Raw genomic sequence first — 25069 nt, forward strand, 5'->3', positions numbered from 1 at the left:
CAACGTCTGCACTTAACCGTTTAGTTTTCTCCACTGCGCTTTGAAAGCGTTGAAATAACACATCATTTTCAATACTCATTCGTAGCCCAATCAAGCGATTTACAGATTGGTCACCCACTGCCGCAAGGTGCTCGTTGAGTTTTTGGGTATACTCATCAAACTGAGGGTAATCGCCAATCGCTTTATAGGCTTGCGCCATCGCTAGCAGCAACCGAGTCTTTTGGTGGTTTGGCAGTATTGAAATATCGATAGATTTGGCGGATTCGATGATCGATATCTGGCGGTCGAATTCAGTGTCATTGGTAATATCAACCTGTTTTAACATTGTTTCAGCAAGCTTCAGATTTGTATCTGCAATAACCTGTTGTTGCTGCGACTCCAATGATTTCTTGTGCAACTGCAAGCTGGCAGCAATCACCACAATAAAAAATACCGCAGCAATGCCGATGGATTTTACATTGCGGTAACACCAGTTGAACGTGTCCAATGTTTTACTCGGGTATGCAACAACTGGCCGCTTGTTTAAGTAAGCCAGAATATCCTGCTTCATTTCGATGGTGGTCTGGTAGCGTTCTGACGCATTCAGACTGGTAGCTTTTCTGATGATACTGGTAAGTACCCGTGACAAATTAGCGTTTTCCAACTGTTCATTAAATTCAAAATGGTTGGGGACCTGCTGGGTCAATAATTGAAATAAGACCCGCCCCAAACTGAAAATATCGGAGGTCGACGTCACTGGCCTTCCATCCATGTGTTCGGGTGAGCAATAGTTAAAGGATACAGCACGCAGATAGAGGTTTGTTGTGTCGGACTGGTTTTGCGAAATTAGTCTGGCTATACCAAAATCAACCACTTTAATCTGCTGGTCTTGGTCAACCATGATGTTGTGAGGCTTTAAATCCCTATGCAGAATCTGACTATTGTGGGCATGGCAGATTGCATCAAGAATTTGCAGAAACATGGTCAGCTTTGTAGTCTCGTTCGGTTGTTCCCGCTGACAAAACTCATCAATGGTTATGCCTTCAATAAATGACATCACAATAAATAATAAGCCGCTATCTGTTTTACCCGCATCCAGAATGTGCACAATGTGCGGATGATTCAAATTGGCGAGCGATTGCGCTTCAATATTCGGTGCAAGGCTATTAGCCGTTTTCAGTGAGGCGGGGATGATCTTGATGGCTGCCGTTAACTCAAACTCTCCATCCGACCGCGAACCCTTATATACCGCCCCCATTCCCCCCACGTTGAGCAACTCCGTTAACGTGTAATTGCCGATAGTTGTGCCGATAAGCTCTTCGTAGTCTGTAACGCCCGTCGCATTTCTGAGCCCGTTCTCAAATATCGCTGTTATTGATTCAGGGCAGGCAGCCATTAGTGCTGTGAGTTCTTTTTGCAGTGCTGCATCGTTGAGGGCATTGATATAAGTTTGTTGTTGACTGGCATCCAGGCGATACAGATTTTCGAAGTGTTCATATAAGCTCATAGTGCGACTACTTGTTTGCAAATTAAGTTATAAAATGTGGCAGGGTTTAACGGGTTGTTTTGGTCGAATCAAGTACGTAGGTGCACCACAACGATCAACATGCCTCTAGCAAGGGAAAATGAGGAATGGTAAAAAGCCTCACGCATATCCATTGCATACTCTTTTATTGTGACGATGGTTAACTAGCCTGTATCGTCACCTAATTCGGAAACGTAAACATAACCTAAAATACAATTAAGTAAATAAAGATTGCTTATTTTCCATGGTGTTAAAGCCATTTCTTTGCTTTAGATCCAACTCGTTTGCTTGCTGCTCAGCCGCAGATGCAAGCCTCGCGAAAAGCGAGGCGCTAGTGACAGATGTGTTAGACCTGTTTTTTTACAGTAATTTTACGCTGCCTGGTTTGCCTGGTTGGCTGAGGAATATTATTGGTGCCTCGGTCGTGTCTGTGTTGAGCGGCCGACTTAGGGTAGCCACTTAGGGCAAACAAAAAATGGCGACATTAAGCCGCCATTGATATGTTGAGTTACTCTACTAGATTAGGATGGGCAACATCTCTGAGTTCTATTGCGGCATACGGCCGCAATAGATCGGAGTTTTCAATCAGTAATACTGCCCCATTCCCAAGAACATCTTCGGCTTCCCACATTTTAGCAGCACCAGATACCACTATTTGGCAGGTGCCATTTGCAGCAACTGTTGTATTGGCACACTTATCTGACTCGATAGCGAAGTCTTGATATGCCTGCCCTTTTATCGTGACATTTGTAATCTCAACAGGTTTACTGTTGCCATTGTTAAAAGTGACTGTCAGTTCGGAAGGTGTTTCTTCGTAGCTAAGACTAATAAGTGAACGTTCGATGGATACAACCGCTCTTGGCAGATTGGTTAAATCATCCCTTTCAACAAAAGTCCATTTAATACCTCGTACGGTATCGTGAAGGGATTCTCCGGGGAGTAAAACAGCGCCTTCCTCGCCTTCACCGGTATGCCATAAATAGGTTTCGGGCGACTTCATTCCATTGGGAAATACCTCATCAGCATTCGGCACATATAAGCGAATTTGCACCGAGTCAGGTGTTACATTCGTTTTGTCTTTGCCGTCCCAGTATTGATAATCTTCTGTCGAAAAAGATACCCAGTAGGACATGTTTTCATGGCCGTGCTCACTGAGGTTTATACTACCCGCTTTTATACCATTAGACTTAACGTTTGAAGGCTCAATCGTCAGGTGAGTGTCATCAGTAACGATACTGACCTGTTGTTCTGTGATCCAGCCGGCTTGTGCTTTCCATACCGCATTCACCTGGCCGCGATACCCGCCCATGATTCCGTAAAAGTCACCATAGGGAAAATAGCTATACTCTTTCTTGGTATTTTCATCACAAAATTGTGGAAAACGAAGAGATAAAGGGATAATTCCCGTCATCTCACCTGAGCACCAGATAGCGGCTGAATGACCGAAGCCATACTCGTGACCCAGTTCATGGGCAAAATGCGGCGCAGTGACACCTTCGTAACCCGCTAAAACCAGTGGATAAAAGGTATAGGTATGATCATCTAATTGCCATGAGCTTGGTGAGAGCGTCGTCCAAGCCATAGATAAATCGTGGTCTATTTTGGGTGTATACATCATATACACCTGATAATCTTCCAAATTATAATTTGCCGCTGCATAAGAGTACATGTCAGACATATAGTCACTAGCAGCATCCCCTTCATAATCAATCTGGCGTTGCGGGAGCTCTGCCAGAGCCTTATAGGTAAATTCTACAACCTCCTTACCGAAAGTCATATTTTCAAAAAAGGGCAAGATAGGGACGGCGGCGCCCTCAAGCAGGTATTGAGTGTTAGCCGCTGTCGACGTAGCCTCAGCAATATTCTGATCTTTGAAGTAATAGTGTGCAGCCAATCCCTTACGAATGTTCTGTTTGCTAAAAGTTGCGCTTACGGTGCAATTATTACTGACATTTTCAATCAGAAACGTATTGTCTACCCTTGTCCCCTCACAGCCGGTAAAGCTTTTTAGATAATAGCCATCATCAGCTGTCGCTAAAAATTCAACAGATTCTCCCATTGTTAGCGCTACGCTTTGTGGTGAAATGCTTCCCCCAGATGTGGACTCCACAGCCACAGAATATTCTATCAATGCATAAGTCGCTGAAACCGTGCACGCTTGACTTATACTGCCTGTGGTGTAAGTGTTTCCCTCTAAGTTGCCATCACACCCGCTGACAGACATCAGCTTATAGCCTTCACTAGCGGCCAGGGTGAATTGATTTGTTGAGCCTTGAACAGCTGCAATAGTTGAAGGCGAAATACTACCTCCTTCAGTTACATCAGTGGAAATGGTAAAAGTCTTTTCTGCGTTACTTTCATTTCCACCTCCACAGGCAAATAAAAACACACTCAAAGACGAAACCCAAAATAATCCTTTTGACATAAATTCTCCATGTAATACAACGTTGTACAAAGCCGATCATAGATTTGCTGTTGTGAAAGATTGAACTTCAACACAAAGCGTAAAGCAATGATTTAAATGAAAATGCAAAGTGTAAGAAATGACCATCCTTACACATATTTAACAACTGTCGGATGTATTCCAGTTTGAACAGAAAGCCCTTTAAACAGGGCTTTCGCCAAAAATAGGAACTAGTTGGTATACGCGTTTTCGTAATGCACATACCAGGTATGATCTTCCAGCCCTTCAACTTCTATGTAGAACTCGATATCAGCATATTCGCCATATGTACGGTAGAAACCATAGGTAAACTCAACCGTTTCACCGGCATGAATGACTTGTCCGTCATAGAGCCCACGGAAAAATGCCGTTGTGACACCATTATTGTCCACTGCCGATACTCTGATGACGTAATCTCTGCCAGTGGCGGTGAAATTGTAAGGCTCTTCCAGAATGACCTCATCACCATCCTCCACATACCATGACAGGTTTCCTCCATAGCTTGTAAATGGCCAGGCATATTGAGATCTTTGGTCGCCTTCCATCCACCAAATGGTGATGGATTGCGTAATCGCCGAAACTAAAATATTGTCTGTAGTTGAGGTAATGCCGTCACTTACGGTAACAGCAACAACGTAGTCCCCTTCTACAGCTGCAATAAACGAAGGTGTTGAGGTATTTGCATCAAACAGGGTGGGATAATCATTGTCTGGGAAGCTTACGAATTCCCACTCATAGGTTAATACGTCACCATTTTCATCATAACTAGCGCTAGCGTCTAGCAACACTGTATCGCCAGGCTGAACGGTTTGATCAATTCCGGCATCAGCAACGGGGGCAATATTTTCAATGTACGCCGTAAGTTGGACTTCTACGGTCTCGCTATATAAGTCACCATCGAACACAACAAGTGTTACACGATAAGTACCTTCAATATCGGTAGTGAAACCAGGTGTTGCCGATATGGGGTCAGACAATACCGCAGAGCTGCCGTCTGGTGCATACAAAACCCAGGTGAATGAAATAGAGGTGTTTTCTGGATCGTAACTTGAGCTTCCATTTAACTCAACGATTGAGCCTATTTCGACGTCGTGCACGTCTGCAATTATCGCGACAGGAGGAAGGTTAGCAGTATCTGTCAAAATAGTGGCAGAATCTGTGTCTGTCAGCCCTGCCGAATCAGTGACGGTTAGCCAAGCGATATAAGTACCGCGAACGTCTGGCGCAAAGGTAATTGCTGCTAAGTCAGGCGTAGTAATTTCGGCAGTACTATTGGTTGGTGTTTCCAACGTCCATTGGTAACTGATGACATCGCCATCTGGATCATAAGAGTCAGAACCATTTACAGTCACACCAGAGCCCAAAATGATGTTTTGATCATCACCGGCTTCTGCAATAGGTGGGTGATTGTCATCCTCAACGACAACAACAATCAAGTCAGAACTTTCCCCAGCATCATTATCAGTAACGACAAGCGTAACCTCATACTGTCCAGCCATGTCAGGCGTAAAAGAAAATGTAGGGCTATTCAATGCGTGAACTTGAGTATTACCATCGGGCGATACCACCGACCATTGATAGGTCACTATCTCGCCATCTTCGTCATAGGAGCCACTAGCGCTAATCTCGACTTCAGTCCCAACGAATGTAGAGATATCTTCACTACCTACGGCAACCGGTAGTTTATTAACATTGACAATGGTTACGGTAATGTCTTTTGAGGTGCTACTACCGAGCTCATCACTAGCAACCAGCCGAATAACCGTATCTTCATCGGCTTGCACCTCCGGCGCAGTAATCGATACGGTAGACTCAGTTACATTCGCCAGCGTTAAGCTGCTCCCCGACACCTGCGACCAGCTCAAAGTCACGCTATCACCATCTGGATCAGAAACCGTGGTTTGCAAATTTTGTGTGCTGAGTTCGTTTATCGTCAGGCTATCCAATGCATCAATGACGGGAGCATTATTCACCACTGTTTTTTCTGCGTTACTTTCACTTCCACCTCCGCAGCCCGATAAAAGTAAAAGAGTGAAAACACAAACAATCGAATATTTCATAAAATGCCTACATCAAGTGTCGTTCCGATAACTATGGTCAACCGTTTTGCGATATAAGCCACAGTTCATAAAAATCTGAGCTGACTTCGCTGTATTAAAAAATCAACTGATACAATAAAAATGCGCCAACCACGACAATGACTTTTCCGGTAAGGTTGGTCTTAAATACCGTCGAGGTATAACCAAACGCGTAACCGAACAGGTTCTTTATCACCTCAAACACACCATCTATGCCTGAACTGGCTTCTTTTTTATCCGCCGCTGATTTCACCTTCTCAACACCGGACTTCATTGAAGTTACTGAGTTATTAGCATCGTGCTGCTTGAGCGCTATTTTTATCTCTGACACTTGTAAATTGAGGTTAGTGAGGAATGAAGACAGGCCATTGGAGCTTTGACTCACCATTGCCTGTGCACGTTGTTTCGCCGCATCAGTATTGATTGAAGGGGCTGGCACCGCGTCGTCACGATTTTTGGATTTCAACACCAGGCTTACCAGCATCATCAGGTATCCAATCACCAAAAGGTATGCACCAATACCGATAAACTTTATCAGCTTATGCCATCCTCTCGATTTGTATAGATCAATTCCCATCAAGTCCAGTGAGTTTGCTATTTCCGATGTTTCGTCAAATGCATCGGCCATGTGCAGGCCATAGCTAATCAGGAAAAACGCCGCGATAGCTTTGGCTGCAAGCGGAAATATGCCTGTTGCTGCAGCGCCAATACCAATGGTTAAACAAAACAGCAGCAACACCATTTGTCCGCCCGACATTGAATCGGCGACACTCACTGTTTCTGAGACACCTAAACTGCTAAGTTCAACAACGGGCAGAAAATGCCCCAGTGCAAAACAAATAAATGCTGCAATCGCAAATTTATTCAGCAGTTTGAACGAGGCTTGTGCAGTTGCTACGTTAGTGTCTGACGCTGGTGAATTATCACCGCCAGCCTGAATGACTTTTTCTTGTTCCATGTAATACTCCCTATTAAGTCCGTTGTTAACCTTTAGTCACTGCGGAACAGGTACTGCCGTCAATCGCCACTTTAGGTTTGAACAATTCAAAATTGGCAGGTTTACCGCTATCAACGTCGACTGCGTTAATCACGATAGACATACTCAAGCCGCACTTAGTAGTCACGCCTACTGCATACGTACCGGCAGACGAGGCAAGAATGATTGCACTGTTTTTATCAACCTTACTTGAAATATGGGGGCTGTCTTCTTCAACCAGATTGATTAAGTCTCCCCCGTACAGTGTGACAACCATTGCCCCTTTGCTCGGCATGGTGACATTAAAAACTGTCGATTTTGATTGCTCTACTGAAATAAGCGCTGACGGAGCTGACGTCACCGCCAGCACACTGGCATCATTCTCAGCATTCGCAGACAGGGTTGTAAGTAGCAGCATTGATAACGCGAGTAATTGACGTTTAAACATATCACTTCCTTCTCTAAACAAAATAATCACGTCTCCGCAATGCTATTTATTTTGGTAGCGTCAAAAGCGGGGCGTGTTTTATCCACACAGGAAGAAAAAATACGTAAAACTCGGTACCGAGCCCAGATACGCAATTGAACAAATTTGCCGTAAAAATTTTTGTCTAAAAAGCTAAATATTAATAATCCAACACTAAAGTATAAAAAACTCGCTATGTAAATTTATTGCAAGACCTTGTAAACAGTAGTATTTTCTAGCAATTAAAGGAGACAGGATTTAATATGGAAGTCACCGAGTTATTAATCCAGTGGATAAATAAAGATCAGCAAACCAATCAGCAGCTTTATAATTTTTGTTATGAGCACTTTAAGCAGATAGCGCATAAAATCCGCCAGAAGCACTTCCTCAAAACCCAAAGCTCAGATAACCAGGATGAATTCCGCAATGTGACGGAAGCCCTCCATAACACCACATCGCTGGTTCACGATGCGTATATCCGCCTTGCTCAAAGCGGGCATATAGATAAATCAACCAAAGCTGCATTTTTTAAACACTTTGCCAATGTGGTGTACAGTATTTTAATTGATCACACCCGAAAAACCTTGTCGCAAAAGCGCACGCCACAAACGCTGCAACCAGATCTAACCATGCCCGATACGGCACTGTTAGAAAGGATCATAGATGTGCATAATCACATGGACAAACTTCGTGATAGTCATGAACGTCAGATATCGGTCTTTCAGCTTAAGTATGCTTGTGGACTCGATGTTGCGGAGATTTCTGATATTTTTTCCGTGTCGAAATCGTCAGTAGAAAAAGATCTTACGTTTGTAAAACGTAAGCTCTCGCAGTCGCTTGGCGATACGGCACCGGCAATGCGAACCGTTGCATGAATATTTCGCTAATTTGTTAACAAGGTTAGTCCGTTTTCAATCGCGAATTGTAGTTAAGGTAGTTATTCGCTATGCCAGACAATTTTACCGCAATGTTTGAAGCGGGCTTTAATCAGCTTGCCCGCCCCGAGATAGCACCGGGACAGCTTTTCGGCCCGTTTAAAGTCGTAAAATCTATTGGCCATGGCGGCATGGGCTCAGTGTATCTTGCCGAGCGCGCCGATAACGAATATCACCAACAGGTAGCGATTAAAGTCTTTCCGGCTTTATTTGCCCAGCAACAAAATGGCAGGTCTCTCAATAGCGAAGCTCAGGCTCTGGCCAGCTTAAGCCACCCCAATATTGTGCCTGTACTGGATGCCGGACGCACCGACGACAACCTGATGTATATTGTGATGCGACTGGTTGAAGGCCTGCCGCTAAACGAATGGCTACAGCAGCAAGCCCTCACCGTTGAGCAAAAACTCAAGTTATTGTTGCCAGTATTAGATGCCCTGCAACATGCTCACAGTCACCAGATACTGCATGCGGATATTAAGCCGCAGAATATTTTAGTCGATGAAGAGAGTATGCTTTACCTGGTGGATTTTGGTATAGCTCATTTATTGGGACAGGATCATGGCCCTGTTGTTGGCCAGTATGCAGCAGCCTATTCCGATAAATTTGCCAGCCCGGAACAGCTCGCCGGCGAACGGTTGACCACAGCAACAGACATTTACAGCGCGGGAAAGTTAATCAGCGCAGTGGTTACACACAACACACCAACCAACGCAATCCCCAGAGCCTTACAATGTATTATTGATACTGCTACACACTCAGAGCCAGGCAAACGCTATCTTACTGTGCATGCCCTGCAAACCGATGTTAAACGCTTTCTTGCCCATCAGCCCGTGTCGGTATTACCCGATTTGTCCTACCGCAGCAAATTGTGGCTCTACCGGCAGCGATACAAAGTGGCCTCTGCCACCATTGCGGCAGTGTTACTGGGTATTACCGCAATCAGCCAATATAACGCCAGCAATACCGCCAAACAATCTGAAAACGCGCTGGCTGTGGTACAACACCTGCTTGGCAATGTGGATAAAGTGACAAACAGCGAGGTCGAGCGCCAGCGGGATATTTTAAGCACCTCGGAAAAAATCAATATTGATGCGCTATCACCCGAACAGGCTGCGCCAGTTATGCTGGCTCAAGCCGAGGCCTATCAGATCCTCGGGAATTACAAAGCCGCAGTTGAGCGCGCTGAACGTTTGCGCCAGATAACCGAAGGCAAGACAAGCTTGATACCCTATTACACCGTTGCCCTGCGCTTTTTAGCCGAAGAAGACATGGTGAACAATCACTATTATGCCGCCATCGATAAAGTCAACATCATCATTGATACACTCAAAGCACAAAAAGCACTCACATCACCTGTGTATAAAAAGCTACTTATCTGGATAAGAACGGAAGGATGGACAGAGTATATTGAGGCAAAATACCGCATCCTACAGTGTTTAGAAGAAGTGTACGTTGTAACTGATAACAATCAGGACTTCGCGCATCTGAAAAAACTTATTCAAGCTGAATACACACTGAGCAAACGTAGCAGTATTACTAAAGACGATATTCAAGACATACTTTCTTCTTATTCGCCTAAATGGCCGCTTCAACTGCAAAAAATGGCGTTAAAAACACTCGTTTCGCTAGCAAACCACGATGACAATCAAGCAGCACAAACCAGTTTAGCAACACATTTAAACCAACTGGAACAAGCCTTAGGCGCAGCTCACCCTGCTATTTTAGAACTAAAATTTTCGCACCTAAGAGCATCAATATTTGACGGAAAGAAGCTATATACCGCATTACTGGAGCTGTTAGAAACTGTCGATTCAACCACTAACGCAAATTTTGAAAAATTGTTACAATTATACAAGTTAGATTATCTCTTAAACGAAAATTTGGCCCTGCTCATACAAGAAAACGCTACTTTAAACAACTACCTAAAATCGCTTACACCATTTGGTAGCAATTTAACATTGCAATTTATAATTAATCTATTAAATGAGTTCGATAAGGAAGAACTGGCATTTCATGCTATGCAAGCGAAAATCCATTACTCTAAGAAGTTTGGGCATGATGTGAATGAAAAAAGTTATAGCCATTTATATTGTGCCTATATTAATGAATACCATCCGCCCAAAAGTAAAAGCGTCTGGGAAGCTACGTGCAAACGAGCTGAAGCCTTATATATGGCAACCAGCAACGAAACTAATTTTTGGATTAATAGAATCAAATTGAGTTATGCAGAGGGGTTAATCGTACTTAGAGATGATAGAGCCTTGGGCGTTTTTGAACAACTTACCCGTTTTTTTGAACAAGAAAATGTCAACAAAAGTGACCGCTATTACCGCGTTGGCGCCCACCTCTACTTATGGAAAAACGAGTTAAATAAAGCCGAAGGCTTTTTAAATGCCATAGACGAAAGCACATTGCCGTACTGGAGTTATGGGGATTTTGTGTATCTCAAAGCCAAACTGTTATTTAAACAGGGCAACACAGCGCAAGCGGTTGCCAAACTGGATGCAGCCAACGAGCGATTATGCCGCAAGTTTACCCACGATGACTACCGCATGAGGCGTATACGCCAATTACGGGCCGATATGCAGCTAAACCCTTTAGACACCTGCCCCGACGCGGTTAGCTGGCAGGACCTCGACCCTAATGGTGAAATAGAAGCCAACATCCTCCGCTATATAAAGAAGATGGAAAACGTTCAGCCAGCGGAGCTTCATTAGCAGGCATTTTTCAGACCTGCGAATATGACCACTGTTGTCGGGAAAAATCACGGCTGAAAAATAAAATTAATTGCATTTAATATCAATGAGTTAAAACATACCCTTTAAACGCTAACTTTTCAAAATCCGCCGAGGGTAACTCTGTGCCGTCCGAGTGTAGGCCCATCGCGTGGCGACCAATCAAGCCCGGCCTCTGGTACCACTTTTAGTATGTGAGCATAAACCGACGCAAGTCGTTTTTTTTGTGCCTGGCTTACAAGTCAAACGCGGATACATCATCCATTCGTTGATGCAGTATTCTGGCTACTTCAATTCCTTGTGCTGAGGACCAGTAATAAACCATATGTTTTTTGAACTGGGAAGCTGCGGGCATTATCAAAAAGCTCAGGTCTTTTCCTGCCGATATTAGGCTCGTTGGCAATCTTAATTAACGCTTCATGCAGCAATAAAATGTATGCTTCAGCCTGATCTTGCCCCCACTTTTCAATAGTTTTAATGGCGATTAGTCTCAGATCATCTTCGGCAAGTTCTGAGAGCTTATAACTTGCCATCGACTTGATCACTTACTTCAGCAAAGATGTCCAATGCTGATTTATCTGATCTCTTACCTTCAGATAATTGCTGGAAACCTTTCCCGACTTCTTCCCTTAAAATGTCCAACTGCTGTTGCTTAAGGACATCTTTTTCGAAAAGCAATCTAAGACCATCTCTGATGACTTCGCTCGCTGAAGTATAAAGCCCTGAGGCTACTTTCTCATTGATACGTTTTTCAAATTCTGAGCCGAGAGTAATATTCATAAACACCTCCACACGTTACATTCATATTATGTGCATAATATGCTCACCTTGCCAATCTATAATTAGCTTCGGCAAAGTGTTCATTGATCTAGAAAAGTAGTGAGTGATCGCTCAGTGAGAAAGCTTATGCCATGCAAAGAATTTGCAAAGCCAAGTCTTGCAGATTCAACCAGTTGATTTAAAACAACTATTATAAATACAAACTTTTCAAAATCCGTTGCTTGCTTCTCCCGTTAATGAAGAAGAGCCAAAATGTATTGTCTCCTCCATTTTACCATTAACGGTGTGTAGACAGATTTTTCATACCGAGAAGTTCGTGCATAACAATATTGTGGTTAGTTTGCATATATATCCAGAGCTTCACCGTAATTTGGGCATTAACGCTCAAAACTAAACAAACTCCCCAAAAAAGTTCGCTATCTTTGTCTGCGGTGAAAAAGTGATAGCCGCTGTAGAATATCAACACACTAAAGATAATAGCCATGGCATAGCCAAGCTTCATAATTACGGGGAAGTCAGAAGCGAACCCCATCCGCAAATAGTTGATTAAACCTGCGTTTTGGACGTCGTGTTGTTTAACTTTTTTCTGTCTGTGTACTTCTTTATCGAATTTCTCTTGTTTTTTCATTTCACTTGCTCCTTAGCGTAGCTTTTGTAATTAGCCGCCATTATCAAAGGTATTGCCTTACTAACTTTTCTGCTTCAAGAAATACCCACAACAATGCGCCTGCTATAAAAATCGTTACATAGTCGATTAATGCTGGAGAAGCCGTACCAAAAACGTCTTGTAAAAAAGGAAAATGACAAATCATAGCCTGCGCAGTAATGACCAACACAATGGCTACCCATACGGCTTTACTTGTTTTTGTACCTTTCATTTTAAAGGCCCGCAGATGCATACGACGTATAAATAGCAAATAGAAAATTTCAAGGCCCACTAACATGTTCATTGATTGCGTACGTGCCAGTTCTACAGAGACATTCTGTGCCATCGCAAATTGATAAACACCAAACACTGCGATAAAGAAAAGTACACCCACCATCACGATGTGCCACAGCAAATCGCCTTGAATAAGCGATTGGTTTCTGGGTCTAGGAGGTTGCGCCATAATATTTTTGTCGGGCGGTTCAAACGCGAGTGCGATGCCTAACGATATTGCGGTGATCATATTTATCCACAATATTTGCACTGGAGTGATGGGGTAAGGCATACCGGCAATTAAAGCTACGATTATAGTGAGCGCCTCTCCGGCATTGGTCGGTAGAGTCCAACTCACTACTTTTTTAATGTTGCTGTATACGGTACGCCCTTGTTCTATGGCTGCTACGATGGATGTGAAGTTATCGTCTGCCAAAACAATTTCTGCCGCATCCTTGGCGGCCTCGCAGCCATTAAGCCCCATAGCGATACCCGCATCTGCTCGCTTAAGAGAAGGGGCGTCATTCACCCCGTCTCCCGTCATCACTACCACTAAATCTAAGGCTTGTAGCGCCATTACCAACCGCAATTTGTGTTCAGGTGTGGTTCTGGCAAAAATATCGGTGTTTTGTACGCTCACTTTTAAATCATTATCGCTTAACGCATCTATCTGTTCACCGGTGAGTACTGTGTCGGCACGTGCCAACCCTAATTGCTTACCAATCGCTTGCGCCGTAACGGCATGGTCGCCCGTTATCATTTTTACTTGTATTTGAGCGCGGCGACACTCTTCTATTGCGGCTTTAACGCCGTTTCGAGGTGGGTCCATAAGCCCAACAAGGCCAAGTAGGCAAAGGTGCCCATCAATTTCTTTGTTTGTTAACGGCGTGGATTGTTCCAGCCTGATGTTTTTACTGGTTGAATCCAACACAGCGAGAGCAAGTACTCTTAATCCGCTTGCGGCCATTTCATTCGCTTCTTGTAACCAGAATGACCGATCAATAGATACATCTGCGCTTTCACCTTTTTGACTGCTACAAAATGCAATAACTTTTTCAGGCGCCCCTTTCACAAATAGCTCAAACTCACCCTGACTATTTTCGTTTAATGTTGCCATGTATTGGCTATTTGCATCGAATGGCATCGCACACTTACGTTGCCATCTATCGCGAACATTGAATTGCGCACAACCTAACACTTTATAAGAGAAACTCAGAAGCGCAGCTTCCATTGGATCACCATGGTGAAGCCATTGTCCCTCACTTTCATAAAGTTCTGCGTCGTTACACAGATTACACGCCAGTGCGAGGGTTGTAAGTGCCCGGCGATGTTGAAGCGTGATAGGTACACTTTTATTGCATATTTCTCCTTCAGGCTGATAACCTTCGCCGCTTGCGTCAAACGCAGCATACGCGGTGTGTATTTTAGTCACCTGCATTTCATTGCGGGTCAGTGTACCGGTTTTGTCAGAACATATAACCGAAACGGCCCCCAGAGTTTCAATGGCAGGAAGCACTCTGATTATGGCGTTGCGCCGAGCCATAGCTTGCACACCTACGGCTAGCGTAATGGTAAGTACTGCTGGCAATCCTTCGGGGATGGCTGCAACGCTCAGCCCAATTACTGCCATAAAAACGTCCAGAAAAGGGCGCTGTAATAGAAAGATCCCAACAAAAAGTAAAATAGCACCTACACCAATGATTAGCGCAGTTACCCACTTGGCTAACACATTCATTTTTAGCGTTAGTGGTGTGGTCAGTTTTTCTACTTTTGACAGCAACCCCCCTATTTTACCTATTTCAGTCTGTGCCCCCGTGGCTACTGCAACGCCAACCCCCTGCCCCCCTACAACGGTGGTGCCACTAAAAGCCATGCAGCTTCGATCTCCCATCGAAACCTTAGCATCAAGGGCTTCAGTTTTCTTCACTACAGCCTGCGCTTCTCCAGTAAGTATACTTTCCTGAATCTGCAGACTCTCTGTTTTGATAAGTCGAAGATCTGCAGGCACTTTATCCCCAGATGCCAAAATGACGATATCGCCAGGGACAACATCCTCACCATCGATAGTTGTTCTAATGCTACCTCTGATAACCGATGCTTTTACGGCCAGAAGGTGACGAATAGAGGCGATCGCTTTTTCCGCTTTTCCCTCTTGCACAACGCCGATAAAGGCATTAACAACAATAACAGCAAAAATCACGCTTGCATCTAGCCAGTGCTGAAGTGAAGCGGTAAGAATGACGGCTACCACAAGTACCAATACCAAAAGACTCTTGAACTGAGAGACAAATCGGAAGATAAGGCTTGGAGGTAAAGCTGTAGCAATGCCATTTCGCCCATACTTTGCTCTGCGCAAAACGACTTGCTCTTCGGTGAGCCCTTCTTTCGAGGAATCTAAAGCTTCAAGCACGCCACATACTGTCTTTTGATACCAAGGTGTTTTACTTACTATTTCCACAATGCAAACCAGTTTATTATCAAAGTAATTAGACTATTAATGCGCCAGATCAATATAATCAGCGCGTGCTCATCTATACTCACCTAAATTCGGTACGTTCTTTGTTCGCTATCGCACAGAAGCGAAAATAAACAACGTTTACATTGCAATAAAAAATTCGTTTTCTCTGTATGAGTATGCAGTTCAAATAACGAAAACAGCAAGTTAGTAAAGGAACGTACTTCTATGATCAAATGCAACAACACGCTTTTATCTGCCCTTCTCTCGGTGTTACCTGATAAATGTGAAACAAAGCTAGAATTGGTTCCACTTGAGCTAGGACAGGTACTGTACGAGTCTGGCGAAGCATTGCAGTATGTATATTTTCCTATTGATGCCATCGTGTCTTTGTTGTTTGAAATGTCTGACGGGGCTTCAGCCGAGATTTCAGTAGTGGGAAACGAAGGCATTGTAGGTGTTGCCGTATTTTTAGGCGGAGGCAGCACACCGAGCCGGGCAATTGTGCAAAGTGAAGGGGAAGCCTATCGCCTCTCTGCAACGGCTATAAAACATGCATTTAATCACGATCCCGCTGTCCGCGTTCTACTGTTGCGCTATACCCTATCGCTCATAACTCAGATGTCACAAACGGCGGTGTGCAACCGACACCATACTATTGTGCAGCAGCTCTGCCGTTGGATTTTGCTATCACTAGACCGTTTACCAAATAATAATTTAGTCATGACGCAAGAGCTCATAGCAAACATGTTAGGCGTGAGAAGAGAAGGCGTAACCGAAGCGGCAGGTAAGCTTCAAAAAGCCGGCGTTATCACTTATAAACGAGGCCATATCAAGGTTATAGACCGCCCAAAATTAGAGCGCATGTGCTGCGAATGCTACCAAGTCGTCAAGAAGGAAACTGACAGATTGGAAGCCTTTCCTATTTGATGTAGTAACAAAAAACTAAGCAGTAAGATTTTTTTAGGTATGTGCTTTAACGCACAGATAAATGCATCATCCAGAGGCTAAATAGTTAGGCAATACATCATGTGCCTAATGCATTTAACACATCAAAGATGTAAGACAACAATGCGTTTTTTAGGTGTTCCGTGAAATTACCTAAAAAGGCCGGTTTGTTATGCCGTACACATTTTTTTCTACGTCCACCTCAAATACCACCTGGGAAAATATCCCTATTCGCAAAGATATTTATAGTACCGAACGTTTGGGGAAGTATGCAGAGGCATTAGCCAAGCATCACAAGATGACAGCAAAATTGCTGCGAGTCCCCTCACTTTATAAACGGTTTCAAGATAACGCAAAGACACTCGAACACCTAGTATCAAAAAGCAATTCACATAAGCGCAATAGTAAAGACGCGCCAAAAGGGCTCGAGTGGTTACTCGACAATTATCACGTGGTCGACGCACAAATCTGGCAAGCCTCATTAGACCTACCAGAACGAACTTATCGCCAACTTCCTCGCCTGGCCGTTGGCAAGTTCACAGGTTACGCTAGAATATTAGCCATCGCGTGGTACTACATAGAACATACTGACTGCCACTTTACTACCGGAAGCTTTTGCCATTTTATTTCGTGTTATCAGCGTACAGAAATATTGAGTATAGTGGAGCTGTGGTCGCTCCCGTCCATAACCAAAATAGTGCTTATTGAAAACTTGCGCCGTTTATCTAAAGCGCAGTTAGATAAACACGTTGCACATAATCAAGCTAATAGTGCGGCAGACGAGGCACTAGTGCAAACGATTGGCTCAACCACGTCGCCGCCGTTTACACCGCCGGATCTATACAATTACTCTCCAAGCGCACATGTTGCATTTTTAGCCCAACTGGCAAGACGCTTGCGCGGTAAAGACCCTAAAAAATACCCTTTGCTTCGTTGGCTTAATCAACAACTGTCTCAGGAAAAAAAGTCTGTCGACGACATAATTCAACAAGTATCACTGGAACATAGTGTAGTAAGCGAAACCATGAGCAATATCATCAACAGTTTAAGGCTGTTGGGAGAAATCGATTGGAAAGTCCCTTTCGAACAATTGAGCCATGTTGATAAACGCCTGCGCACCTACCGTGCCTATGAAGATATGGATTTTAGCACGCGCAATCTATACCGCTCACATATAGAACGGCTAGCCTCAGGTTCTGGACTAAGCGAATGTGAAATAGTTGACGCTGCCTTGGCACGCGCTACAGCGTTGAGCATTGATGAAACCGTCGATTCAGAAAAACGTCGCATTGGCGATCCTGGCTACCACCTATTTGGCGATAGCCACCGTCAGTTTGAAAACGAAATTGGTTACAAACCATCCGTAATGGAGCGAATAAGCTATGCGCTAGGAGAGTGCGGCACTAAGGTTTATGTGGGGCTTATCATTTCGTTAAGTGTTCTCTTACTCGTCTTTTTTATTCTTGCCCTGTTTGCTTTTAATTTCTCGGTGTTACTCCAAATTGTCTTGTCACTGCTTGCACTTATCCCCATCGGCGAAGTGTCAGTGCTTATAGTAAACCAAATCATTTTGCGCTTTGTACATACCCATCCTTTACCCGGCCTTTCACTAAAGACCGGCGTGCCAAACGCCAGCAGAACGTTCGTAGTTATACCGTCGTTACTATCTAACAAGGCAGGCGCCGACAAACTCACTCACCAGCTTGAAATGCACTATTTAACCTGTATTGATGATAACGTAAGTTTTGGGCTTTTATTGGATGGCGTTGATGCCACCAGCCAAGCATTATCCAGCGACAAAATTCATTTACAGCAAATTAGTGAAAACATTGCCGCACTGAATAGGAAATACCCAGGGTGCCGAAATCGCAAGCGATTTTATCTGTTGTTCCGCAAACGCATGTTCAATCGTCACGAGCAGACATGGATGGCGTGGGAGAGAAAAAGAGGAAAGTTACACGAACTCAATCGACTTTTAAGGGGAGCGACAGATACCACTTTCACGCCTGTTAATTCTGATCACATAGACATTCCAGAATATATCAAATATGTGGTGACCTTAGATGAAGATACGCAATTAACTCGCGGCGTTATTAAAAAATTAATAGGCAAAATGGCTCACCCGCTCAATACACCGCTACTCGACAGAATAAAGCGCCGTATTGTAAAAGGGCACGGCATTTTGCAACCTAAAGTTACGCCTTTAATGCCAAGCAATGGCAATGGCTCCTGGTATCAATTCATTTTCTCAAGCCCGGGGGGAATAGACCCCTATGTGTCCAGTAGCTCAGACGTATATCAAGACTTGTACGACGAAGGGTCTTACACCGGAAAAGGGATTTACGACATTGACGCATTTGAGAGTGCGCTGAAATCTCGTGTCCCCTCTAACAAACTGTTGAGTCATGACCTATTTGAAGGGATATTCGCCCGGGCTGGCTTTGCTTGCGATATAGAGGTTTTGGAAACCTACCCCCGCAGTTACCATGCCGATATTAATCGTCTTCACCGATGGACAAGAGGTGATTGGCAACTGCTTCCTTGGCTGTTAGGTATAGTCAATGGCACGGGTAAAATTCCCACGCTAGGACGATGGAAAATTATTGATAATTTACGTCGGTCGCTGGTACAACCTTGTCTCTTTACAACGCTGATATTGTCTTTTTTCTTTACGTTACAACAAGCCGTACTACTATGGGCGATGGTCTTTAGCATATTGGCGACACCTTTTCTTATTCATTTGCTGCTGCTTTTTATTTCGTATCGAGGAAGCCAAGGCAGAATAATCACGCACTTAAAAATGTGGCTATCAGACGTGCTGCTGTCTGTTGTTAACTGTTTTTTTATTATTGCGTTCCTGCCCGATAAAAGCGTTAAAATTTTCGATGCATTGGTAAGAACGCTTTTAAGGATGGCGTTTACCCAAAACCACCTTCTACAATGGGTATCCTCTGATGAGATTGAACGCACGCATAAACCCTCGCTCATAAACTACTACAAGCTTATGAGCACAAGTGTAGGCGTAGTGTTGATTGTTTCAATAACGGCTTTTTTGTATTCATTAGCCCATTTTTTCACGACACTGCCTTTTGTGCTGCTATGGCTCCTCGCCCCAGCAATGGCATGGCTGTTGAGTCAGCCAAATGTGCGCCCCTATCTACACCTTAGCGAAAACAGGCAAACTACACTTCGCCTTATAGCGCGCAGAACATGGCGTTTCTTCGATGAATTTGTTACGCCTGATGACAATATGCTGCCACCGGACAATTTTCAGCAGCTGCCCGAAGCGAAAACCGCACACCGCACTTCACCTACTAACATCGGGTTATATGTACTGTCGGTAGCGAGTGCAAAGGATTTTGGCTGGATAGGGCTTGTTGAAGCCATCGAAAAGCTTGAAAAAACCTTGGAAACACTCGGCAAATTGGAAAAGTATGAAGGACACTTACTGAATTGGTATCACACACAAACGCTTCAACCATTACACCCTAAATATGTTTCGTCTGTTGATAGTGGTAATTTAGCGGGGCACCTTATTGCGCTTGCCAATACATTGGAGGCCTGGCAAGAACAGGTAGAACAGCGTGTTGAGCCGAACATTAAACAGGCGCTTTATGACAATTTACTGCTGCTAGACGCTGCTATTCTGGCCGCTGAACCAAAACAAAAACATTATTCTCACTGCCGAGTTGAAATACTCAATTTGCTAAATTTGTTGGAAGATAAAGACAGCAATGCGGCTTATGATTTAGTAAATGTGGATGAAACCCTTCGTTCACTTCTAGGTTCACTGACTTGTAAAGCATCATCAATTGACGGGAATATCAACTACTGGTTACAGAGCACAATTAGTCGTATAGAGGCGGCGAACCAAGATAAACAGGTTTTATCTGTTGCGCAGGGTAACCTGAAAGCACGACTTGAGCGCATCGCAACTTGTGCTCGCTCGTATGCAATGGACATGAATTTTCACTTCTTATTTAACCAAGAGAAGGTCCTGCTCAGTATCGGGTATTCTGTCGATAAAGACGAGTTAGATACGGGTTGCTATGACTTACTAGGCTCTGAAGCGCGTTTGGCAAGTCTGTTTGCTATTGCTAAAAACGACATTCCTTCAAAGCATTGGTTTCACTTGGGCCGCACAGCATCGCCTGTTAGATTCAGCGCAGCGCTGTTATCGTGGTCAGGTTCGATGTTTGAATACCTTATGCCTTCTTTAATTATGCGAGCACCTTTTGGCAGCCTCATTGCCAATACCAACCAAATGGCAGTGCTTCAACAGCGTCACTATGGCAAGCACCTCAATGTCCCTTGGGGTGTTTCCGAATCGGCATTCAACGCACGAGATTTAGAATTTAACTATCAATATTCAAATTTTGGGGTGCCTAGCTTAGGGCTTAAACGTGGACTTGCTGAAAGTATTGTGGTCTCCCCTTATTCAAGCGGACTTGCCGCAATGATAGACCCGAACAGTGCTGTAAAAAACTTTAAACAACTCGAATTATTAGGGTGTTTAGGGCCATATGGTTACTACGAAGCCGTCGATTTCACCCCGTCAAGACAACCAAAAAATGCTAAACATACCGTAATTGAGAGCTATATGGCGCATCATCAGGGCATGACCATTGTCGCTATCAACAATACGCTCAACAACGGCGTCATGCGTAATCGATTTCACAGCGAGCCAATGATTGGCGCCTGTGAGTCTCTACTTCAAGAACGTATTCCCCGAAATGTCTCACTAAAACGTCCTTTAACTCAGGGGGATAGCATTGCGCAAAATCTCTCATCGTCTAAACCCGCATCCCGAATTTTTAGCCCGCAGAAAAACGGTCCAAGACAAACGAATTTGCTGTCAAACGGCAGGTATACAGCAATGGTAACCTCAGCAGGCAGTGGCTATAGCGTGTGGAAAAACATCGCGATTACTCGCTGGAATGGCGATACCACCACCGACGATGACGGCATGTTTTTCTTTGTTCACGACGTGGAGTCGAAGCGAACCTATTCGCCGACTATACAGCCGTTACATGCTGAAAACCGCGTAAACCATAAAAGATACACGACCGAATTTGCCGAAGACTATGCCCGTTATGAAGCAACACTTAGTAATATTAAAAGCAGTGTAGACATCGTCGTTACCAGTGAAAGCGACGGCGAGGCTCGTCAGCTTAAAGTGAGCAACACATCGCTTACTACCAAAAGCGTCGTTGTAACCTCCTTCAACTCGCTGGCGCTGGCGCCAAGGGAAACGGATAGCGCCCACCCCGCTTTTTCAAAAATGTTTGTGCAAACAAGTGTACTTAAAGAGCGTAACGCACTTATCGCAACAAGGCGAAAGCGTGCGCCGGAGGAACGTGAAATATGGGTAGCTAATTTTGCGGTAGTGAGCGACCAAGTAGCTAATGAGTTCGAGTTTGATACGAGTAGGCTGACGTTTATCGGTAGAGGTAATACTATACACAACGCAAAGGGAAACGCAGTAATACACAATAGCCTTAACCGGCTGAGCGGCTCAGTTGGCGCGGTTATCGATCCGGTATTTGTATTGAGGCATCACATTGATATTCCCGCGGGAAAACAAATGACGATAACCTATTGGTTATTAGTGGCATCTTCTCGCACAAAGTTACTATCGCTTATCGACCAACACGCCGATACCTACTCGTTTGAGCGCGCTAAAACCATGGCATGGACACAAGCACAGCTCCTACTCAGACACCTTGGTATAGACAATGATGAAACCGCGACCTTTCAAAAAATAGCAACATCGTTGCTTTATTTAGATACCAGTTACTCGAACCAAAACCCATTGCCCTTAGCAGTAAAAAGTATCAAGCATTTGCTATGGCAAGAGGGTATATCTGGCGATCTCCCCATCGTGGTTATGCGCATAGGTGAAAATGCGGATATAAAACATGTAGAGCAACTGTTGCGTGCACACGAATATTGGAAACTAAAAATGCTGTATGTGGATATTGTGATCATCAATGAACAGCGTTCAACCTATTTCCACAGTTTACACGATGCTCTTGAAACCGCAGTGCGCTGCAGTCAATCGCCCGTTTACCACTCAGATGAACACACCCGCCCCGCAAACTCCTATGTGCATGTGTTACGCCACGACCAAATTTCAACAGACTTGCTAAAAACCATAATGCATGCCGCCAGACTGGTAATTAACGCGCGCGACGGAGATTTAGAAACACAATGTCACCGTCTTCTTGAAACGGATTTCCCCGATAAATCATTTGCTGACCAAACTGTGCAAAAACAGGCGCGATATATGCCGCCATTGCCGTTAGATAAAACCGATATTTCCAGCCTTTCTTTTTTCAACGGCACAGGCGGGTTTGATACCAAAAACAACGAGTACGTTATTCAGTTAAATAACGGCCTGACGCCTCCTGCACCTTGGATAAATATTATCGCCAATGACGACTTCGGTTTTCAAATTGGTGAGGATGGAAACGGCTACACATGGGCCAAAAATAGCCGCGACAACCAGTTAACCCCTTGGTACAACGACCCTGTGTGTAACCCGTGCGTTGACAACTGGTATGTGAGAGATGAAGACACACTTGCGTTGAGCAGTGCAGCCAATCAGCCCATTCAAGATGGCGGTGAATATCAGGTGCGCCACGGCTGGGGCTACAGTGTATTTTCACACCACGCCGACCATCTTCATATAGAATCCACTCATACGATAGTGCAAAACGCCCCTGTAAAACTGGTGCGCCTATCGATTAAAAATACGGGAGAGCGGAAACGAAAATTATCGATTACCAGTTATATCGAGTGGGTACTCGCTAACGACAAGTATGAAAGCGGACCATTTATTACCTCCTCATTCGAGCACGACTTTCAGGCCATTACGCTGTCCAACCCATTCTCCACTGAATTTTCTGAAAGTCAGGCATTTGTCATGCTTCAGAATGAACTGGATGAATGGACCACAGACCGTACCGAATTCCTTGGGCGATATGGAAGTCCAGGTAATCCCAGAGCGTTAGCCTCTAATAAGCCGATGAAAAAAAGGTTGGGGCATAGTTTTGATATTTGTTCCGCCATGCAAACGACGTTTACCCTGCAGCCTAACGCCTCGCATGACGTAGTGCTGGTTTTTGGTTATGCAAACAGCCATGCCCACGCCCTTAAGTTAATGAAACGCTATAAGCACGCTATTTTTGATGTTGTGCTAAACCAGACTAAAGAATATTGGCTACGTTTACTCACCCATGTCCAGGTAGATACCCCTGACAAAGCAACTAACCTAATGCTAAATGGCTGGCTGAACTACCAAACCATGAGCAGCCGAATTCTAGCGCGATGCGGCTTTTATCAGGCCAGTGGTGCCTTTGGATTTCGCGACCAACTGCAAGATGGTATGTCGATGCTATGGCACAGCCCCGAGCGCGTGCGCGAGCACATTTTGCGTGCCGCGTCTCGGCAGTTTAAAGAGGGAGATGTTCAACATTGGTGGCTGCCGCTTTCAGGACAAGGGGTGAGAACCCATATTTCTGACGACAGAATATGGTTAGTCGTAGCAGCAACCCATTACGCAAAGCACACTCAAGACCAAGACATCTGGCAAGTACACGTCCCTTTCTTGGAAGGGCCCCTTCTTGACATTGCTGCGCATGACGCTTTTTTCATGCCTAGCAGTAGCGATGACACAGCAAGCCTTCTAGAGCATTGTATATTGTCGATAAACGCAGCGCTCGCTGCCAGAGGTAAACATGGCTTGCCGCTAATGGGTACCGGTGACTGGAACGACGGTATGAACGGAATAGGCAAGCTTGGCTCGGGAGAAAGCGTGTGGCTAGGTTGGTTTATCCTATTTGCCATTGACCAGCTAATCGAACTTGAGTCACCTTATTGTAAGCAAAAGCTAATGCCTTACAAAGCACAATGGCAGCAGGCCTCGCGAGAACTAACTCAGGCTATCGAACAACATGCATGGGATGGTGAATGGTACCGAAGGGCCGTTTTCGATAACGGTATCTGGCTAGGCTCTCAACTTAACGATGAATGCAAAATTGACGCTATTTGTCAGTCATGGGCAGTGCTGTCAAATCACGCTCTCCCTAAACGCGCTAACAAAGCCATGAGAATGGCGTCGCAGTACCTTGTAAGAAAAGAGCTAGGCTTGGCGCTGCTGTTTACCCCTCCTTTCGAAAAAACCATTTTAGAGCCGGGCTACATAAAAGGCTATCCAGCAGGCTTTCGAGAAAATGGGGGGCAATACACCCACGCGGCAGTCTGGTCAGTTATGGCGCTGTGTCAGCAAGAAAAAACAGACCAGGCATTCGAACTCTTTTCAATGCTAAACCCTATCAATCACGCGCTTAGTGAAGCGCATTGCGCACAATACAAGGTTGAGCCCTACGTTATGGCGGCAGACATCTACTCTGTACCACCCCATTGTGGTAGAGGCGGCTGGACCTGGTACACAGGGGCCGCAGGTTTAATGTATCAAGCAGGGCTTTCTTCACTATTGGGAATAAGAAAACGAGGGAAATCGTTGGAAATAACACCACAGTTACCCTCAAAGTGGGATCGCTACAGCGTAACGATAGACATAGATAGAGCATACTATGTAATAGAGGTAATAAGAGACGAGATAATAAGAGACAGGCACGAGAAGAGAGCCGAAACCACGGACAATGCATCTGGCACGTTTGCCGAGGGTAAAGCATCACCTAATGCGAAGCAGAAGTGGGCCGTCTATATCGATGAAGAGAGGTATAACTTCACCACAAATATTGCGTTCCCTCTGTTAGCAGGTAAGCACCATGTCAAAATTTTAATAAAAGATTAGGTAATGTGG

At 44.5% G+C, this 25069-nt stretch carries 13 protein-coding genes; 4 read left to right on the forward strand and 9 right to left on the reverse strand.

Annotated elements, in window-relative coordinates:
• From JC525_RS18490 to JC525_RS18510, 5 genes are all read right to left on the reverse strand, one after another.
• On the reverse strand, positions 1–1486 hold a 1486-nt coding region (locus JC525_RS18490; RefSeq protein WP_198817442.1), incomplete at its 3' end, for a serine/threonine protein kinase.
• 526 nt (positions 1487–2012) lie between these two features.
• Positions 2013–3929 carry an InlB B-repeat-containing protein gene (locus JC525_RS18495; RefSeq protein ID WP_198817444.1) on the reverse strand — a complete coding sequence of 639 codons (1917 nt, stop codon included), beginning with the start codon at positions 3927–3929 and terminating at the stop codon, positions 2013–2015.
• A gap of 209 nt (positions 3930–4138) precedes the next feature.
• A complete protein-coding gene (locus JC525_RS18500; RefSeq protein ID WP_198817451.1) occupies positions 4139–6007 on the reverse strand; it encodes a PKD domain-containing protein in 1869 nt (622 codons plus the stop codon).
• Positions 6008–6101: 94 nt separating this feature from the next.
• Positions 6102–6983, reverse strand: coding sequence for a hypothetical protein (locus tag JC525_RS18505; protein WP_198817453.1), 882 nt, complete (start codon positions 6981–6983; stop codon positions 6102–6104).
• A 25-nt stretch (positions 6984–7008) separates the two neighbouring features.
• Positions 7009–7449 carry a hypothetical protein gene (locus tag JC525_RS18510; RefSeq protein ID WP_198817455.1) on the reverse strand — a complete coding sequence of 147 codons (441 nt, stop codon included), beginning with the start codon at positions 7447–7449 and terminating at the stop codon, positions 7009–7011.
• Positions 7450–7730: 281 nt separating this feature from the next.
• On the opposite strand from JC525_RS18510, the gene JC525_RS18515 reads away from it, so the two are divergent.
• Both JC525_RS18515 and JC525_RS18520 read left to right on the forward strand, forming a co-directional pair.
• Complete coding sequence (locus JC525_RS18515) at positions 7731–8342, forward strand: ECF-type sigma factor (protein ID WP_198817457.1); 612 nt, start codon at positions 7731–7733, stop codon at positions 8340–8342.
• 71 nt (positions 8343–8413) lie between these two features.
• Positions 8414–11119: a serine/threonine protein kinase gene (locus tag JC525_RS18520; protein ID WP_198817459.1), complete on the forward strand. Its 2706-nt coding sequence runs from the start codon at positions 8414–8416 to the stop codon at positions 11117–11119.
• A 308-nt stretch (positions 11120–11427) separates the two neighbouring features.
• Here JC525_RS18520 and JC525_RS18525 read toward each other — a convergent pair whose 3' ends face one another.
• From JC525_RS18525 to JC525_RS18540, 4 genes are all read right to left on the reverse strand, one after another.
• Positions 11428–11670: a type II toxin-antitoxin system RelE/ParE family toxin gene (locus JC525_RS18525; protein ID WP_233095299.1), complete on the reverse strand. Its 243-nt coding sequence runs from the start codon at positions 11668–11670 to the stop codon at positions 11428–11430.
• Positions 11657–11917 carry a type II toxin-antitoxin system ParD family antitoxin gene (locus JC525_RS18530; protein WP_198817461.1) on the reverse strand — a complete coding sequence of 87 codons (261 nt, stop codon included), beginning with the start codon at positions 11915–11917 and terminating at the stop codon, positions 11657–11659. Before JC525_RS18530 ends, JC525_RS18525 begins: the two co-directional genes overlap by 14 nt.
• 277 nt (positions 11918–12194) lie before the next feature.
• The gene (locus tag JC525_RS18535) at positions 12195–12545 is read right to left on the reverse strand and encodes a DUF6768 family protein (protein ID WP_198817462.1); all 351 of its coding nucleotides are present in this window, start codon (positions 12543–12545) and stop codon (positions 12195–12197) included.
• A gap of 43 nt (positions 12546–12588) precedes the next feature.
• Positions 12589–15294, reverse strand: coding sequence for a cation-translocating P-type ATPase (locus JC525_RS18540; RefSeq protein WP_198817464.1), 2706 nt, complete (start codon positions 15292–15294; stop codon positions 12589–12591).
• 225 nt (positions 15295–15519) lie between these two features.
• On the opposite strand from JC525_RS18540, the gene JC525_RS18545 reads away from it, so the two are divergent.
• Both JC525_RS18545 and JC525_RS18550 read left to right on the forward strand, forming a co-directional pair.
• Positions 15520–16221 (forward strand): Crp/Fnr family transcriptional regulator, encoded by a 702-nt coding sequence (locus tag JC525_RS18545; protein WP_198817466.1) that lies wholly within the window; start codon positions 15520–15522, stop codon positions 16219–16221.
• A gap of 190 nt (positions 16222–16411) precedes the next feature.
• Positions 16412–25060 carry a GH36-type glycosyl hydrolase domain-containing protein gene (locus JC525_RS18550; RefSeq protein ID WP_198817468.1) on the forward strand — a complete coding sequence of 2883 codons (8649 nt, stop codon included), beginning with the start codon at positions 16412–16414 and terminating at the stop codon, positions 25058–25060.
• The last annotated feature ends 9 nt before the right edge of the window (positions 25061–25069 follow it).

The sequence above is a fragment of the Alteromonas sp. IB21 genome, assembly GCF_016405965.1.
Classification (GTDB): Bacteria; Pseudomonadota; Gammaproteobacteria; order Enterobacterales; family Alteromonadaceae; genus Alteromonas.